Source organism: Polaromonas sp. (genome assembly GCF_030680935.1).
Classification (GTDB): domain Bacteria; phylum Pseudomonadota; class Gammaproteobacteria; order Burkholderiales; family Burkholderiaceae_C; genus Polaromonas.
In genome coordinates this window covers 12903-27392 of sequence record NZ_JAUXUP010000013.1, presented here as the reverse complement: position 1 = coordinate 27392, position 14490 = coordinate 12903, and the positions used below count along the sequence as shown (strand labels likewise).

Here is a 14490-nt window from a genome sequence, read left to right as displayed (position 1 = left end):
CTTAGCGCAGGGGACGGACAGGTAGTTGTTTTAGATCAAACAGGCCGACGCTTGCGACCGACAAAATGACACTCAGAACAACCGCCTCGCCATGCAAACATACAAACCCGCCAGCCCACCAGCCCTGCGCTTCAAGCGGTGCCTGGGTGAACGGGAGGAAGTGTCGCGCGCCATCCTCCGCGTCATGGGTGACGCGGCCCGCACACCCACGGCCCCGGGGGCGCTCACGGTCCTGCCCTTGCCCATTTCTGTCGATCCCACCGGTTCCTCGTCCGCATCAACGCCTTTGCCGTCCCAGCGGCCATACGGCGCCTGATGGACGGCCCGCCAATGACTGAAAAGGAAATCCCATGAAAGCCCTTGTGTACAACGGCCCTGGTCAAAAAGGCCTGGAAGAGCGCCCCAAACCCATCATCGAGGCAGCCACCGACGCGATCATCCAGATCACCCGGACCACCATTTGCGGCACCGACCTGCATATCCTCAAGGGCGACGTCCCGACTTGCAGACCCGGGACGGTGCTGGGCCACGAAGGCGTGGGCATCGTCGATTCGGTGGGCACCGGCGTCACCACCTTCAAGCCAGGAGACAGGGTGCTCATCTCCTGCATCACGGCATGTGGTCGCTGTGAGTTTTGCCGCAAGGGCATGTACTCCCATTGCGCAACAGGGGGCTGGCTTCTGGGCAACAGCATCGACGGCACGCAAGCAGAGTTTGTACGAACTCCCCACGCCGACACCAGCCTGTACCCGATCCCGTCCGGGGCCGACGAGGAGGCGCTCGTCATGTTGAGCGACATCCTGCCCACCGGTTTTGAGTGTGGTGTGCTCAATGGCAGGGTGCAGCCTGGCTCCACCGTGGCCATTGTCGGCGCCGGCCCGATTGGACTGGCGGCACTGCTGACCGCACAGCTCTACTCGCCGTCGGAAATCATCATGATCGATCTGGACGACAACCGGCTTGGGGTCGCCAAACGCTTCGGCGCAACGCATACGATCAACAGCGCCGATGGCAAAGCCGCCGAAAAGGTCATGCAGCTGACCGGGGACCGGGGGGTTGACACTGCCATCGAGGCCGTCGGCATACCCGCGACCTTCGAGCTGTGCACCGACATCGTCGCGCCTGGCGGCACCGTTGCCAACGTCGGCGTCCACGGCTTGAAAGCCGACCTGCATCTCGAAAGGCTCTGGGCTCACAACATCACCATCACCACCGGGCTGGTTGACACGGTTTCGACGCCCATGCTGCTCAAAACGGTGCAGTCCCGGAAGATTGACGCAGCACAACTGATCACCCACCGCTTCAAGCTGGACGATATTCTGGAGGCTTATGACACCTTCGGCAAAGCCGCTGAAACCAAAGCGCTGAAAGTGATCATTGAGGCCTGATGATCCCGTCAATCACATCCGCCTAAGAATTGCGAAGTCGCGTGGATGCTGCGCGCAGGGGCTACATCCCACTGGCGCGGCACAAGTGAAAAGATTGGTTATGAGTTCAAAAACAGGCTTCTGCCGCCGCTTGCGCGTGGAGTGGAGGTCAGCAGCCTCACCCCGCAACACTGCCACGGCCGCAGCCCTGATGGTCATCGCCCAGACCGAGTGGTGAACTTGGCCCTGGCGCCTGGGTGTGGTGATGCTCCCGTGGCCCCCCTGAATGTCGGAAAAAAAGCCCTTTGGCCCAATCCAGTCGGTCGCAAACAGCTATTTTTTTATAGCAACCATGATGCCCGACCGGACACCAACGCCCGGTTGACGGGCATTCGACCTGGCGCGCCCGCCCCCAGGCCAACCAGGTTGGCAGCGGCACCTTCGCTTCGCACTTGATCGGCCCTGAAGTCAAGGTGCTTGCGAAAAATCAAGTGAAAGGTACAGGTCGGCGCACAGACTGTGACTAACCAGGATAAGTGTATGTGAGGGGTGCATTTGTCGGCAGCCCCATGATCCCTCGACTGTTCAACAGGAGTTCACGATGACGCTCAAAATGCAGGCCGCAGTGGTCGAGCAGTTCGGCCAGCCGCTGGTACTGCAGGAATGGACCATCGCCTCGCCGGCGGCAGGCCAGATTCTTGTGAAAACCGAGGCATGTGGAGTCTGTCACACCGATCTGCATGCGGCGCGCGGGGACTGGCCGGTCAAACCCACACCACCGTTTATTCCAGGGCACGAGGGCATTGGTCGGGTCGCCGCTGTTGGAGCGGGCGTCACCAATGTCAAGGAGGGTGACCGCGTCGGCGTGCCATGGCTGTACTCAGCCTGCGGGCACTGCGAACATTGCCTGGCGGCCTGGGAGACCGTGTGCGGCAGCGCGCAGTTTGGCGGCTACACAAAGAACGGGGGGTTTGCGCAATACATTCTTGCGGATCCCAATTACGTGGCCCGGATACCCGATGGCCTGGCCGCCAAGGATGCAGCGCCCATCATCTGCGCGGGCGTCACCACGTACAAGGGGATCAAGGAGACCAAAGCACGCCCCGGGGAGTGGATCGCCATCTCCGGTGCCGGCGGCCTCGGGCACCTGGCCATTCAGTACGCCAAGGCCATGGGTTTACACGTCTGCGCAGTGGACATCGACGATGGCAAGCTTGCCCATGCCAGGTTGATGGGCGCCGATGCCGTTGTGAACGCAAAAACGCGCGGTGCGGAGGAGGCGGTCAAAAAAATAACCGGCGGCGGAGCCCACGGCGTGCTGATCACGGCCCCCTCCCTGGCAGCATTCAGGCAGGGTGTCGGTATGACCCGAAAACGCGGCACTTGCGTTCTGGCCGGCCTGCCGCCAGGAGATTTTCCTTTTCCTCTTTTCGACGTGGTGCTCAACTGCATCACGGTACGCGGCTCATTGGTCGGCACGCGCCAGGATATGGCTGAAGCACTTGCTTTTGCAGCCGAAGGCAAGGTCAAGGCGGACATCGAGTTGCAACCGCTGTCGGCGATCAACAGCGTGTTGCATCGGCTCGGGCGCGGCGATGTGGCGGCCCGGGTGGTGCTTGAGTTTGACTCGTCACACTGATGCGGGCACCACAGATCCCTGCAGCGCAGGCCGTCATCAACTGACATGAACGACCCGTCAACGCAGGCAATTGGCGGGGTGCTCGCGGCGGTCGCTGCGAACCCCGAGCTCGGATTGACCGCAGGGGAGGCCCGACGCCGCCTGCTGCAAGACGGACCCAACGAACTTCGCGCCAAACCTCGTCTGTCCCGTTGGCGACGGGCCTTGAAGCATTTTCAGGACCCGCTGATCTACCTGCTGCTCGCCGCTGTCGGCATTGCGTTGCTTGCCTGGGCGATCGAGGGTCGACAGGGTTGGCCGGTCGATGCCATCGTGATCGGCGTGGTGGTGCTGGTCAACGGCGTGTTGGGTTTTGCGCAAGAGGCCAAGGCCGAGCAGGCGGTGGCGGCGCTGGCGCGTATGACCACCGCCAGTGCCGCAGTGCTGCGCGATGGCCGGGCCCAGCGGGTGCCAGGCGCTGAACTGGTACGTGGCGACGTGCTGCTGCTGGGCGAGGGGGATGCAGTCGGGGCCGACGCCCGCCTGCTGCGCGCCTCGTCACTGCGCGTGCAGGAAGCGTCACTTACCGGCGAGAGTCAAGCCGTGTTGAAGGATCCCGCCACCCTGCCCGGCTCACCAGCCCTGGGTGACCGGATCAACATGGTATTCAAGGGCACGGCGGTGGTCCAGGGCAGCGGCCGGGCGGTGGTAACAGCCACCGGCATGCAGACGCAGATGGGCACGATAGCCGCCATGCTGGAGGCGACTCCGGACGCGCCCACGCCATTGCAGCAGGAGGTGGCGCGCATAGGCCGCATGCTGGGTCTGGCAGTTGTCGGGATTTCCGTCGTGGTGGTCACCACCATCTTGTTGATCACCGAGATCCGCAACGCGAAGGATGTCATCGACGTGCTGCTTCTGGGCGTCGCTCTGGCGGTGGCGGCCGTGCCCGAAGGCCTGCCAGCCGTTTTGTCAGTCGTGCTGGCCCTGGGCATGCAACGCATGGCCGGTCACAAGGCCATCGTCAAGAACCTTTCGTCTGTGGAAACGCTGGGCTCGGCATCGGTCATCTGCTCGGACAAGACCGGTACCCTGACCCGCTCGGAGATGACCATAGAGCGGGTGATGACCGCGTCTGGCAGCGTGTATGTGACGGGTGTGGGCTACGCGCCGGTGGGCCGCCTGGAGCATGAGGGCCTGGAGCTGGCCGCCGGTCCGCTGCGGCAAGAGCAGATTGCCCTGCTCAGCGGTGGTGCCCTGGCTGGCAATGCGCAGTTGCGCCAGGCAGACAGCGGCACCTGGGAAATTCACGGCGACCCGACCGAGGCGGCTTTTCTGGTGGCTGAACGCAAGCTGGGAATCCACGAACGCCGCAAAAAGCGTTTTGAGCGCATCGGTGAAATCCCGTTCACGTCTGAGCGCAAGATGATGTCCAGCATCGAAATCGACCATGAACATGCCGACGCCCGGATGCTGATCACCAAGGGCGCGCCCGACGTGCTGCTGGGCCGCTGCAGCCACGCACGGGTCGGCATGGAGTCCGTGCCACTGACCGACCTGTTGCGCAGCCAGGTGCTGGCTGACGTCGATGCCATGTCTGACGCGGCGCTGCGTACACTGGCAGTCGCCTACCGGCCGCTGATGCCCGGCGAGGAGGGGCAAACTGACGAAGCCATGGAGAAGGACCTGATCTTCGTTGGTACCGTCGGCATGATCGATCCGCCCCGGCCCGAAGCCAAAGTGGCGATTGCCGAGGCGCGGCGCGCCGGTATACGGGTCATCATGATCACCGGCGACCACCCGCGCACCGCCGCTCGCATTGCTGCGGACCTGGGCATCGTCGCGACTGGGGAGCTTGCCTTGACCGGGAACGACATCGATGCGCTGAACGACGACGACTTTGCCGCCGCCGTACAGAACACATCTGTCTATGCCCGCGTATCGCCTGCGCACAAACTGCGCATTGTCGATGCGCTTCAGGCGTCCGGCCACATCGTCTCCATGACGGGTGATGGCGTCAACGACGCTCCGGCGCTGAAATCAGCCGATATCGGGATCGCCATGGGCATCACTGGTACCGAAGTCAGCAAGGAAGCCGCCCGCATGATCCTGGCCGATGACAACTTCGCCACCATCGTGCAGGCCGTGCGCGAGGGGCGCCACATCTTCGACAACATCCGCAAGTTTCTGCGCTACCTGCTGTCGTCCAACATGGGCGAGGTACTGACGGTGTTCCTCGGCGTGGTTGGCGCTGGTGTGATCGGGCTGACCCACCCCGCCGGTCTGGTGGTGCTTCCGCTGCTGGCCACACAGATCTTGTGGCTTAACCTGGTCACCGATTCCTGGCCCGCACTGGCGATGGGCATCGATCCGCCCACGGACGACGTCATGGCACGCAAGCCACGCCACCTGAACGAGCGTGTGATTGACGCCCGTATGTGGGTCGGCGTGGTGGAGATCGGTCTGGTGGTGGCGCTGGCGTCCTTGCTGACCATGGACCTGTACCTGCCCGGTGGCCTGATTGAAGGGTCGCAGAGCCTGGACACCGCACGCACCGCGGGATTCACGGTGCTGGTGTTCGCCCATTTGTTCAACTGCTTCAATGCCCGCTCGGAAACCACCAGCGCTTTCCACCAACTGTTCGTCAATCCGTGGCTATGGGGCGCACTGGCACTGTCGGGGTTGCTGCAAGTCGCAGTGGTTCACCTGCCCTTCATGAACCTGGCTTTTGGCACCGTTCCGCTGACGCTGGCACAGTGGCTGGTCTGCGCCGCCATGGGCAGCAGCGTCTTGTGGTTCAGCGAGCTGCGCAAGCTGCTCCGCCGCGCCATGCATCCCAGGAGCAGGAATAACAGCAAGCCTTCTTGAGGCAGGTCAAGCCCGGGCGCGCCAAACGCCGGATAGTTCTCCAAAGCAAAAGGAGATCCCCATGCCCCCCCTGTTGAACCCCTCCCCCAGCCCCGTCTCCACGGTCGGCACCGGTACCAAAGGGACCCTGCTCAAGCAAGCCGGACTGCTTGCGGCAGTGGCCGCCCTGCTGGCGGTGCTGTGGATGCCCGGCACGCCGGGCCTGCCTGCGGCCGGACAAGTGATGCTGGCCATCCTCGCGTTCGCCGTGATCGTCTGGATGACCGAGGCGCTGGACTATGCGGTGAGCTCAGTCGTCATAGGCGCCCTGATGGTCTTCCTGCTGGCCTACGCGCCCGATGTAGCCAAGCCCGCTGGGGCTGACATGGGCACCGGTGCGGCGCTGGGTCTGGCCTTGTCCGGTTTTTCCAACAGTGCGGTCGCCCTGGTGGCCGCAGCCTGCTTTATTGCCGCCGCGATGACCGCCACCGGGCTGGACAGGCGCATCGCGTTATGGGTCCTCTCCAGGGTAGATGCGGGTACCAACCACATCGTGATGGGCGCCATGGTGACGGGCTTTTTGCTGTCCTTCATTGTGCCCAGCACCACCGCGCGCGTGGCCTGCCTGGTACCCATCATGATGGGTTTCATTCTGGCCTTCAAGGTGGACAAACGCAGCCGCTTTGCCGGCCTGCTGGTGATCACTGCCGCGCAAACCGCCAGCGTCTGGAACGTGGGTATCAAAACGGCGGCGGCACAGAATATGGTGGCCATCGGCTTCATCGAAAAGCAGTTTGGCAGCGGCATCAGCTGGACCGAATGGTTTATTGCCGGTGCGCCGTTCTCGGCCCTGCTCAGCGTGGCGGTTTATTTCATCATGACCCGCATGATGAAGCCCGAGATGAAAGAGATCGCTGGCGGCCAGGCCACCATCCGCCTGCAGCTGGACGCCATCGGGAAAATGACTGCGCGGGAGTGGAAGCTGCTGGTGATTGTGCTGACCTTGCTGGGCTTTTGGGCCACCGAGAAAATGCTGCACAACTTCGATACATCCTCCACCACGATTGCCGCCATTGCGCTGATGCTGATGCCGCGCCTGGGCGTGATGGACTGGAAAGAATCACAACGCGGCTTCCCCTGGGGGACGGTGATTCTTTTCGCCATTGGTATCAGTGTGGGCACCGCGTTGCTGCGCACCAACGCCGCCGGCTGGCTTGCCAACCTGATTGTGCAAAACCTGGGCTTGCAGCAGGCCAGCGCTTTTGTCATCCTGATGCTGCTGTCGCTGTTCCTGATCGTGATTCACCTGGGTTTTGCCAGTGCAACAGCGCTGGCCTCGACCATGATCCCCATCATCATCAGCGTGCTGATGGCGGTCCAGACACCGGGCATCAATGTGATCGGCATGACCATGCTGCTGCAGTTTGTGGTGAGTTTTGGCTTCATCCTGCCGGTCAACGCACCACAAAACATGATTGCCTACGGCACCGATACCTTCGACGCGCGGGATTTCATTCGTACCGGCCTGGTGATTACGCTGGCAGCCGCCGTATTACTGGTCATCTTTGCGCTGACTTACTGGCCGTGGATGGGCTACATGACACACGCTGCTTGATCCAGGTCAAGGGGATACACACAACGAGGAGGTAGCCTGTAGTCGCGCTTGTGACTGTATCTTCCGATGCGGCAGACAGCCATTTTTTAACTCTCGAGGGAAGCTGAAATGAAAACAAATGAAGGCGTTCTGGACCGCAGCTTGCGCGTCATCGTGGGGCTTGTGCTGATTGGGCTGGCTGCCACGGGCACCGTCGGCTTGTGGGGTTACATAGGCATCATTCCGCTGATCACCGGTGCTGTCGGCATGTGCCCTCTCTACAGCTTGCTGGGCATCAATTCCTGTCCGACACCGCGCCGCTGAGCGCACAGCCCCCCTACCCTGAGTCGTCTCAAGGTATCCCCACTGGCAGCGGAAGGTTCGGCCTACGGATTTCACTGCGTTCTGCCAAAACAAGGCTTCCCCCAGGCGGTGGCCCTTGTCACCGAGGCGCTCAAGGCATAACGCTTCCGCGTGCTCACTGAGATCGACGTCCAGGCCACCATGAAGACCAAGCTGGGGGTCCCCATGCGGCCCTCCCGGATTCTCGGTGCCTGCAGCCCATCGCTGGCCCGTCGTGCATTGAACGCCAAAACGAATATCGGACTTTTGTTGCCGTGCAATGTGCTGGTACGCGAAGAAGCGGACGGTCGTCTCGTCGCTGCCTTCATGGACCCGACGGCCGTACTGAAGTTGACCAGCGACCCGGAGGTCGGCCGCGTCGCGCAGGATGTGCGCGAAAAGCTGGAACGGGTGCGCGCGTCGCTGGCGGGCACTCTCGCGGCACCGGCAGCACTTTAAAAACTGCGCGTCGCTGGCGGGCGCCAGGCTTTACTTCAAGCGGGCACCGCCCGCGTCATACACCTCAACGGTCACCTCTATACCTGCGCGCACACTCTGGGTCACGGTGCAAAACTCTTCGAACTGGTCCAGCGCGCGTTGCAGGTGTTCAAGTTGATCGGCTGCCGCACCCAACGTCAGCACGGCTTTCATGCGCAGCACCCGCATGCGTCCTTCAGGATTACGGCCCACGTCGGCCTGCACCTCACAACGCATGGGCTCGGGGTTTTGTTTGAATTTGCGCAAGGCAAACAGCAAGGAGTCAGACAGACAGCTGCCCACGGCCGCGGTAAGCAGTTGCACTGGCGAGGGCCCGGTTGCGCTACCCAGCGGTGGCGGCTCGTCAACCGTCAATTCAGGTACCCCGTCGTCAAATGCAATCTGGAAACGGTAGTCTTTCACTTGTGTGAGATGAACCAGAATCTGCTTGTCACTCATGGTATCGGCCTTTCTGCGTTTGGGCGGGCGTGATGGGTTGCAGCCCTTACAGCGCGTTGAGCGGAATCTTGAGGTAAGACACGCCGTTGTCTTCCGGTGGCGGCATCTCGCCGGCGCGGATGTTGACCTGCACCGCGGGCAGGATAAGCACCGGCATCTCCAGAGTGGCGTCACGCGCGGTTCGCATTCTCACGAAGTCTTCTTCACTCACACCATCGTGAACATGAATGTTGCCGGCGCGCTGTTCGGCCACCGTGGTTTCCCACAACGCCGAGCGTCCCTCTGGCGGGTAGTCATGACACATGAACAACCGCGTTTCAACCGGCAGGCTGAGCAGCTTGCGCATGGACCGGTACAGGCTGTGGGCATCGCCGCCGGGAAAGTCGCAGCGGGCCGTACCGACATCCGGCATGAAGAGGGTGTCGCCGACAAACACCGCGTCACCCACACGGAAAGCCATACACGCCGGCGTGTGACCCGGAACCGACAGGGCTTCTGCGGTCAGCGCACCAATGGCAAAGGTCTCGCCGTCCCGCAGCAGGTGGTCAAACTGGTGGCCATCCGGACGAAACCCGGGTTCGAGATTGAAAATGCCCTGGAACACATTCTGAACATCGGTGATGGCCGCCCCTATGGCGATCTTGCCGCCCAGCTTGGCCCGGAGGTAGTGCGCCGCAGACAGGTGGTCGGCGTGGGCATGGGTTTCGAGAATCCAGTCCACGCGCAGTTTCTTCTGCTGCACAAATTCGACCAGCTTGTCGGCCGAGGTGGTGCGGGTACGCCCGGACTTGGCGTCATAGTCCAGCACCGAATCAATGATGGCGCAGGCCGACCCCTCTTTTTCATAGGCGACATAACTCACCGTCCATGTGGCGGGGTCAAAAAAGCTCTCTATGGCTGCATTCATGAAGTGTTCCTTGTTGTTTATTCCACCTCCAATATTATATTGACATATATACTATTAGTCAATATACTGACATTGTCTTGAATCAACAACGGAACACTCTCACCATGCAGGCAGAAACCACCATGGACATCGATATGCTGCGCAGTTCGGCTGAAGAAGCCAGTCGCCTGATGAAGGTGCTGTCCAACCCGGCACGGCTGCTACTGCTTTGCCAGCTGGCGCAGGGGGAGCAGCGGGTCGGCGAGCTGGAAGCGATGGTCGGTATCGTGCAGCCCACCCTGTCGCAGCAGCTGGGTGTACTGCGTGATGAAGGCCTGGTCAGTACCCGCCGCGAAAGCAAAAATATCTACTACCAGATCGACAGCCCCCAGGCGCTGGCCGTGATGAATGTCTTGTATGAGCAGTTTTGCAATACCTCAAAAAGGAAAGAGAAATGACCATTGACTGGAACAACTTCACGCCCTGGGCCTCGCTGGCCGGTGGCATTCTGCTGGGTCTGGCCTCGGCCATGTTCATTCTGGTGAACGGGCGCATCCTGGGCATCAGCGGCATCATCGGCGGCCTGTTGCGTCCCCAATCGGGCGACGTGGGCTGGCGCCTGTCTTTCGTACTGGGCATGCTGGTGGCGCCCCTGCTCTATCTGCTGCTGGCAGGGCCCGTTGCCGTGCGCATAGACGCCAGCTGGGCCACGCTGATCATCGCAGGGCTGCTGGTGGGTGTGGGCACGCGCTTCGGCTCGGGTTGCACCAGCGGGCACGGGGTCTGCGGTCTGTCGCGCCTGTCACCGCGCTCTTTGGTGGCCACGCTGGCCTTCATGGGTGCAGGTTTTGTCACCGTTTATCTGGCGCGCCACGCGCTGGCCGGTTGAGTCCTGGCTACAAGGAATAATCATGAAACATCGCATCTCTGAATTCGCGGTCGGGCTGCTTTTCGGCATCGGCCTCATCCTCTCCGGCATGACAGACCCCGGCAAGGTCATCGGCTTTCTGGATCTGGCTGGCGCCTGGGACCCTTCGCTGGCACTGGTGATGGGCGGCGCCATTCTGGTCGGCGTGTTTGCGTTTGCGCTGGCCAAAAAACGCACCACTACATTTCTGGGTGGCGCCTTGCACCTGCCCAACTCACGTGACATTGACAAGCGCCTGCTGGCTGGCAGCCTGCTGTTCGGCGCGGGCTGGGGGCTGGCCGGCTTTTGTCCCGGTCCGGCCATTGTTTCGCTCGGCAGTGGCCAGCCCAAGGCGGCCGTCTTTGTACTGGCCATGCTGGCAGGCATGGTCATTTTTGAATGGAGCGAACGGCGCATGCAGGGCGCGGGAGCGAAAACGCCAACGAAGCCGAAGGCCCGCACCCTGCCGGCCATTCGTCAGGTGAGCAGCGCATTCTCGGTTGCCGGGCAACTCACGGCCCACGACGTCACCGCTGTCGCCGAGCAGGGCTTCGCAACCCTGATCAACAACCGGCCGGACGGTGAAGGTGGCAGCACGCAGGCGCTGAGCAGCGACATGGAGCAGGCTGCGCTGGCGGCAGGTCTGCACTACGTCTATCTGCCGGTGGTCGCGGGCGCCATCACACCGGCCCAGGCGTTGGCCATGCGCGAAGCGCTGGCCACCGCGCCTGCACCCGTGCTGGCCTTCTGCCGCTCGGGCACCCGCTCGGCCCAGCTTTACAAGCTGGCTGAGGTGGCCAGCTAAAGCCCCGCCGCAGCGCAACCCCGTTCCAAACGCCCATGAAAAAGAACTGCCCATGACCTGGTTACCGGCATGGCTTCGGGCCTATCGTCCGTCATGGCTGGCCGGCGACTTGACCGCCGGCCTGATTGTCACGGTGATGCTGATTCCACAGAGTCTGGCTTATGCCCTGCTGGCCGGGTTGCCACCCGAAGTGGGTCTGTATGCCAGCATCCTGCCCATCGTCGCCTACGCATTGCTGGGGTCCAGCATGACGCTGGCGGTGGGTCCGGTAGCAGTGGCGTCTCTCATGACCGCCAGCGCCCTGCAACCGCTGGCCGCCGCCGGGTCGGCTGAATACGTCACACTGGCTGTCCAGTTGTCGCTGATTTCGGGGGTCATGCTGCTGGCTTTTGGCGCCTTGCGACTGGGGTTTCTGGCGTATTTTCTCAGCCACCCGGTCATCGGCGGTTTTATCACCGGCTCTGCCGTGCTGATCGCCGTGGGTCAGCTCAAGTACATTTTCGGCGTCAAGGTGGCCGGCTCGGACGTGCTGGAGACCCTGACCGGCCTGGTCAAGGCCCTGCCACAGACCCAACCGGTCACGCTGACCATCGGTGGGGCCAGCCTGCTTTTTCTGCTACTGGCCCGCCGCTACCTGGCCCAGGTGCTGACCAGGCTGGGGGTGCCTGCCAAAGCTGCCGATCTGATGACCAAGCTTGCGCCTATGGTGGCCGTGATCGCCTCCACTGCCGTGGTCGCCATGTTCAAGCTCAACGAGACCGCCGGTGTCAGCGTCGTCGGAAATATTCCGCAAGGATTGCCCCAATTGAATCTGTCACTGCCCGGCATGTCGACCCTGGGCCAGCTCTGGCTGCCTGCCCTGCTGATCACACTGATCGGTTTTGTGGAGAGTGTGTCGGTGGCGCAGTCGCTGGCACTCAAGCGCCAGCAGCGCATCCAGCCGAACCGCGAACTGCTGGGCCTGGGCGCCGCCAACGTGGCCAGTGCCTTGTCGGGCGGTTACCCGGTGACCGGCGGCTTCGCGCGCTCTGTGGTGAACTTCGCTGCTGGCGCCCACACGCCGCTGGCCGGCGTGATTTCGGCCGCGCTGATGGCGCTGGTGATCGCCACGCTGACCGGCCTCTTCTATTACTTGCCGCATGCGGTGCTGGCGGCCACCATCATTGTGGCTGTGACCTCGCTGATCGACCTGCAGACGCTCAAGGAAGCCTGGCACTACGACCGCGCAGATGCCCTGTCGCTGGTCGCCACCGCGCTGGGGGTGGTGGCGTTGGGGGTTGAAGTGGGGATTTTGACCGGCGTGGTGTTGTCGCTGGGGGTGCTGGTCTGGCGCAGCAGCCACCCGCACATGGCGGTGGTCGGGCGGGTGCCGGACACTGAACACTTTCGCAACGTGGCACGGCACGCCGTGCAGACGGTCCCCGGCCTGCTGGCCCTGCGGGTCGACGAGAGCCTGTTTTTTGCGAATGCGACTGTGCTCGAAGACCGGGTTGAGGCACTGCTGAGTCAGGATGCCACTGTGCGGCGTGTACTGCTGATCTGCTCGGCTGTCAACCAGATCGACACCACCGCCCTGGGCGTGCTGACCCAGCTGGAGCGAAGTCTGGCTGCACGAGGCATTGAGTTCATGCTGGCTGAAGTCAAGGGCCCGGTCATGGACCGCCTGCGCCCCACAGAGCTGGGCCAGCGGATGCAGCAGCGCGTGTTTCTCAGTGTCCACGAGGCGTTTGAATACGCCAGTCAAACGAACAGCGCGGCGTTGCGGCCGGGCTGATCGTGCTGGCAGCACCGCGCTCACAATGACACTGGCCCGTTCAGAGCGGCCCCGCGTAGGGCTCGGGACAGGCCAAGTCAAGGGGCAATGCTGAAAACCTGCCTGCCATGTCTTGTGCAAGGCTCAATAAGTTGACTACGGCGCGTGCGGCAGATGAGGCGCATCCTGAGTGGCGAAGTTCCCCTGCGAAGGCAGGTGAGCCTGCAGGGAGTGCACCTGACGCTCCAGCGCCTCAATGCGGTTCAGATACCCCAGCAGCATCGCCACCGAAAACAGGTCCAGGTCAAAGTCAAGCCGCAGCTTCCCGGCGGCGCGCAGGGGCGTGATGCACTGGGCACTGAAGACAAGCTCCTCGCGGCCCTGCTCCAGCGGCAACAAGGCGCCGTATTCGACCAGTTCATCCACCTCAGCGGCAGTCATGGCGCAAAACCGGGACAACTCGGTCAGAGTCACGGTGTTGTGCTCGTCAAGCCACATCCATTCAGCTTGCTGCGGTGTTTTCATGCTCTTTCTCCTGGTTCGAGGGCCGTGGGTGAAAGCGCGAGGTACGCGCAAGCTCTTCAAACAACTCACGCTCACGTTCGGTCAGTGTGGCCGGGACGTCGATGCTTACCACCGCGTACAGATCCCCAGCGACGCCCTGCCCCTTGGCCAGCCCCCGGCCACGAAGCCGCAACTTGCGGCCTGAGCGGGACCCCGGTGGTACCGTCAACAGCACCGGTCCGTCCAGCGTCGGCACCTCCACCTCCGCGCCCAGCGCTGCTTCCCAGGGGGTCAGCGCCAGATCGAAATACAGATCGTGGTGATCGGCTCGAAACACCGGATGGGGTTTGAGGGCGATGTGCAGGTAGATGTCCCCATCGACTCCGCCGCTCAGCCCCTTGCCGCCTTTTCCGCGCAGCCGCAGTTTCTGACCGTCCTGCACGCCAACCGGAACGGTCACCTCCAGAACGGACTCTCCACCTTCGCGAGCAAGATTCAGGGTGATGCGGCTACCCCGATGCGCGTCTTCCAGGCTGATCTGTACCGAGCTATCGTAGTCCCGGCCATGCATGGCAACAGGGCCTTGCTGCCCGCCCCGCTGGCCCCGCCCCATGGCTGCCAACAGATCGGAAAGGTCCATCTCGTCGAACATCTGCCCGGTCGATGTATGCGCCTGACGCCACTGCGGCGGCGGTGCGAACTCTTCGCCGGCAGGCCGACGGCCGAGATCATCGTAGGCTGCGCGCTTTTCGGAATCCTTCAGCGTCGCATAGGCCTCTGCCACTTCCTTGAAACGGGCTTCGGCGTCTGGCGCCCTGGACATATCGGGATGGTGCTGACGCGCGAGCTTGCGATAGGCCTTTTTGATCTCATCGGTATTGGCGTCGTGCGGCACGCCCAGCGCGGCGTAGTAGTCCTTGTACTTCATCGC

The 14490-nt window shown here is 62.6% G+C and carries 14 protein-coding genes; 10 read left to right on the top strand and 4 right to left on the bottom strand.

What is annotated here, in order from left to right; translation table 11 throughout:
- Positions 1-350 precede the first annotated feature (350 nt).
- The 6 genes from Q8L50_RS04240 (at position 351) to Q8L50_RS04215 (ending at position 8227) form a co-directional block, all read left to right on the top strand.
- The gene (locus Q8L50_RS04240) at positions 351-1388 is read left to right on the top strand and encodes a zinc-dependent alcohol dehydrogenase family protein (protein WP_305347412.1); all 1038 of its coding nucleotides are present in this window, start codon (positions 351-353) and stop codon (positions 1386-1388) included.
- 580 nt (positions 1389-1968) lie between these two features.
- Positions 1969-3006: an alcohol dehydrogenase AdhP gene (gene adhP / locus Q8L50_RS04235; RefSeq protein ID WP_305347411.1), complete on the top strand. Its 1038-nt coding sequence runs from the start codon at positions 1969-1971 to the stop codon at positions 3004-3006.
- Positions 3007-3051: 45 nt separating this feature from the next.
- On the top strand, positions 3052-5853 hold the full coding sequence (locus Q8L50_RS04230; protein WP_305347410.1) for a cation-translocating P-type ATPase: 2802 nt from the start codon (positions 3052-3054) through the stop codon (positions 5851-5853).
- Between the two features lie 61 nt (positions 5854-5914).
- Positions 5915-7447 carry a DASS family sodium-coupled anion symporter gene (locus tag Q8L50_RS04225; RefSeq protein ID WP_305347409.1) on the top strand — a complete coding sequence of 511 codons (1533 nt, stop codon included), beginning with the start codon at positions 5915-5917 and terminating at the stop codon, positions 7445-7447.
- Positions 7448-7555: 108 nt separating this feature from the next.
- On the top strand, positions 7556-7750 hold the full coding sequence (locus Q8L50_RS04220) for a DUF2892 domain-containing protein (RefSeq protein WP_305347408.1): 195 nt from the start codon (positions 7556-7558) through the stop codon (positions 7748-7750).
- Positions 7751-7900: 150 nt separating this feature from the next.
- Positions 7901-8227, top strand: a complete 327-nt coding sequence (locus Q8L50_RS04215) for a DUF302 domain-containing protein (protein ID WP_305347407.1) — start codon at positions 7901-7903, stop codon at positions 8225-8227.
- Between the two features lie 30 nt (positions 8228-8257).
- Here the strand turns inward: Q8L50_RS04215 and Q8L50_RS04210 are convergent, their stop codons facing one another.
- Entirely contained in the window at positions 8258-8704 is a 447-nt protein-coding gene (locus Q8L50_RS04210; RefSeq protein ID WP_305347406.1) for an OsmC family protein, read from the bottom strand.
- Between the two features lie 46 nt (positions 8705-8750).
- Positions 8751-9611 carry an MBL fold metallo-hydrolase gene (locus Q8L50_RS04205; protein ID WP_305347405.1) on the bottom strand — a complete coding sequence of 287 codons (861 nt, stop codon included), beginning with the start codon at positions 9609-9611 and terminating at the stop codon, positions 8751-8753.
- A gap of 104 nt (positions 9612-9715) precedes the next feature.
- Here Q8L50_RS04205 and Q8L50_RS04200 point away from each other — a divergent pair, with 104 nt between their 5' ends.
- From Q8L50_RS04200 to Q8L50_RS04185, 4 genes are read left to right on the top strand one after another with little or no spacing between them, the layout of a single operon-like run.
- Positions 9716-10048 (top strand): helix-turn-helix transcriptional regulator, encoded by a 333-nt coding sequence (locus Q8L50_RS04200; RefSeq protein WP_305347404.1) that lies wholly within the window; start codon positions 9716-9718, stop codon positions 10046-10048.
- Positions 10045-10479, top strand: coding sequence for a YeeE/YedE family protein (locus tag Q8L50_RS04195; RefSeq protein WP_305347403.1), 435 nt, complete (start codon positions 10045-10047; stop codon positions 10477-10479). The genes Q8L50_RS04200 and Q8L50_RS04195 overlap by 4 nt, the downstream gene beginning before the upstream one ends.
- Before the next feature lie 22 nt (positions 10480-10501).
- Positions 10502-11302 carry a DUF6691 family protein gene (locus tag Q8L50_RS04190; RefSeq protein ID WP_305347402.1) on the top strand — a complete coding sequence of 267 codons (801 nt, stop codon included), beginning with the start codon at positions 10502-10504 and terminating at the stop codon, positions 11300-11302.
- Positions 11303-11354: 52 nt separating this feature from the next.
- Positions 11355-13076 (top strand): SulP family inorganic anion transporter, encoded by a 1722-nt coding sequence (locus Q8L50_RS04185; protein ID WP_305347401.1) that lies wholly within the window; start codon positions 11355-11357, stop codon positions 13074-13076.
- A gap of 135 nt (positions 13077-13211) precedes the next feature.
- Here the strand turns inward: Q8L50_RS04185 and Q8L50_RS04180 are convergent, their stop codons facing one another.
- The gene (locus Q8L50_RS04180; RefSeq protein ID WP_305347400.1) at positions 13212-13580 is read right to left on the bottom strand and encodes a chaperone modulator CbpM; all 369 of its coding nucleotides are present in this window, start codon (positions 13578-13580) and stop codon (positions 13212-13214) included.
- Complete coding sequence (locus tag Q8L50_RS04175) at positions 13558-14487, bottom strand: DnaJ C-terminal domain-containing protein (RefSeq protein WP_305347399.1); 930 nt, start codon at positions 14485-14487, stop codon at positions 13558-13560. The genes Q8L50_RS04180 and Q8L50_RS04175 overlap by 23 nt, the downstream gene beginning before the upstream one ends.
- Positions 14488-14490 lie beyond the last annotated feature (3 nt).

What these genes read in the sequence shown, in the direction of transcription:
- Q8L50_RS04220 (WP_305347408.1), top strand. Translation starts at nt 7,556, where the DNA reads ATGAAAACAAATGAAGGCGTTCTGGACCGCAGCTTGCGCGTCATCGTG.
- Q8L50_RS04175 (WP_305347399.1), bottom strand. Translation starts at nt 14,487, where the DNA reads ATGAAGTACAAGGACTACTACGCCGCGCTGGGCGTGCCGCACGACGCC.
- Q8L50_RS04200 (WP_305347404.1), top strand. Translation starts at nt 9,716, where the DNA reads ATGCAGGCAGAAACCACCATGGACATCGATATGCTGCGCAGTTCGGCT.
- Q8L50_RS04230 (WP_305347410.1), top strand. Translation starts at nt 3,052, where the DNA reads ATGAACGACCCGTCAACGCAGGCAATTGGCGGGGTGCTCGCGGCGGTC.
- Q8L50_RS04205 (WP_305347405.1), bottom strand. Translation starts at nt 9,611, where the DNA reads ATGAATGCAGCCATAGAGAGCTTTTTTGACCCCGCCACATGGACGGTG.
- Q8L50_RS04210 (WP_305347406.1), bottom strand. Translation starts at nt 8,704, where the DNA reads ATGAGTGACAAGCAGATTCTGGTTCATCTCACACAAGTGAAAGACTAC.
- Q8L50_RS04185 (WP_305347401.1), top strand. Translation starts at nt 11,355, where the DNA reads ATGACCTGGTTACCGGCATGGCTTCGGGCCTATCGTCCGTCATGGCTG.
- adhP (WP_305347411.1), top strand. Translation starts at nt 1,969, where the DNA reads ATGACGCTCAAAATGCAGGCCGCAGTGGTCGAGCAGTTCGGCCAGCCG.
- Q8L50_RS04195 (WP_305347403.1), top strand. Translation starts at nt 10,045, where the DNA reads ATGACCATTGACTGGAACAACTTCACGCCCTGGGCCTCGCTGGCCGGT.
- Q8L50_RS04190 (WP_305347402.1), top strand. Translation starts at nt 10,502, where the DNA reads ATGAAACATCGCATCTCTGAATTCGCGGTCGGGCTGCTTTTCGGCATC.
- Q8L50_RS04240 (WP_305347412.1), top strand. Translation starts at nt 351, where the DNA reads ATGAAAGCCCTTGTGTACAACGGCCCTGGTCAAAAAGGCCTGGAAGAG.
- Q8L50_RS04225 (WP_305347409.1), top strand. Translation starts at nt 5,915, where the DNA reads ATGCCCCCCCTGTTGAACCCCTCCCCCAGCCCCGTCTCCACGGTCGGC.
- Q8L50_RS04180 (WP_305347400.1), bottom strand. Translation starts at nt 13,580, where the DNA reads ATGAAAACACCGCAGCAAGCTGAATGGATGTGGCTTGACGAGCACAAC.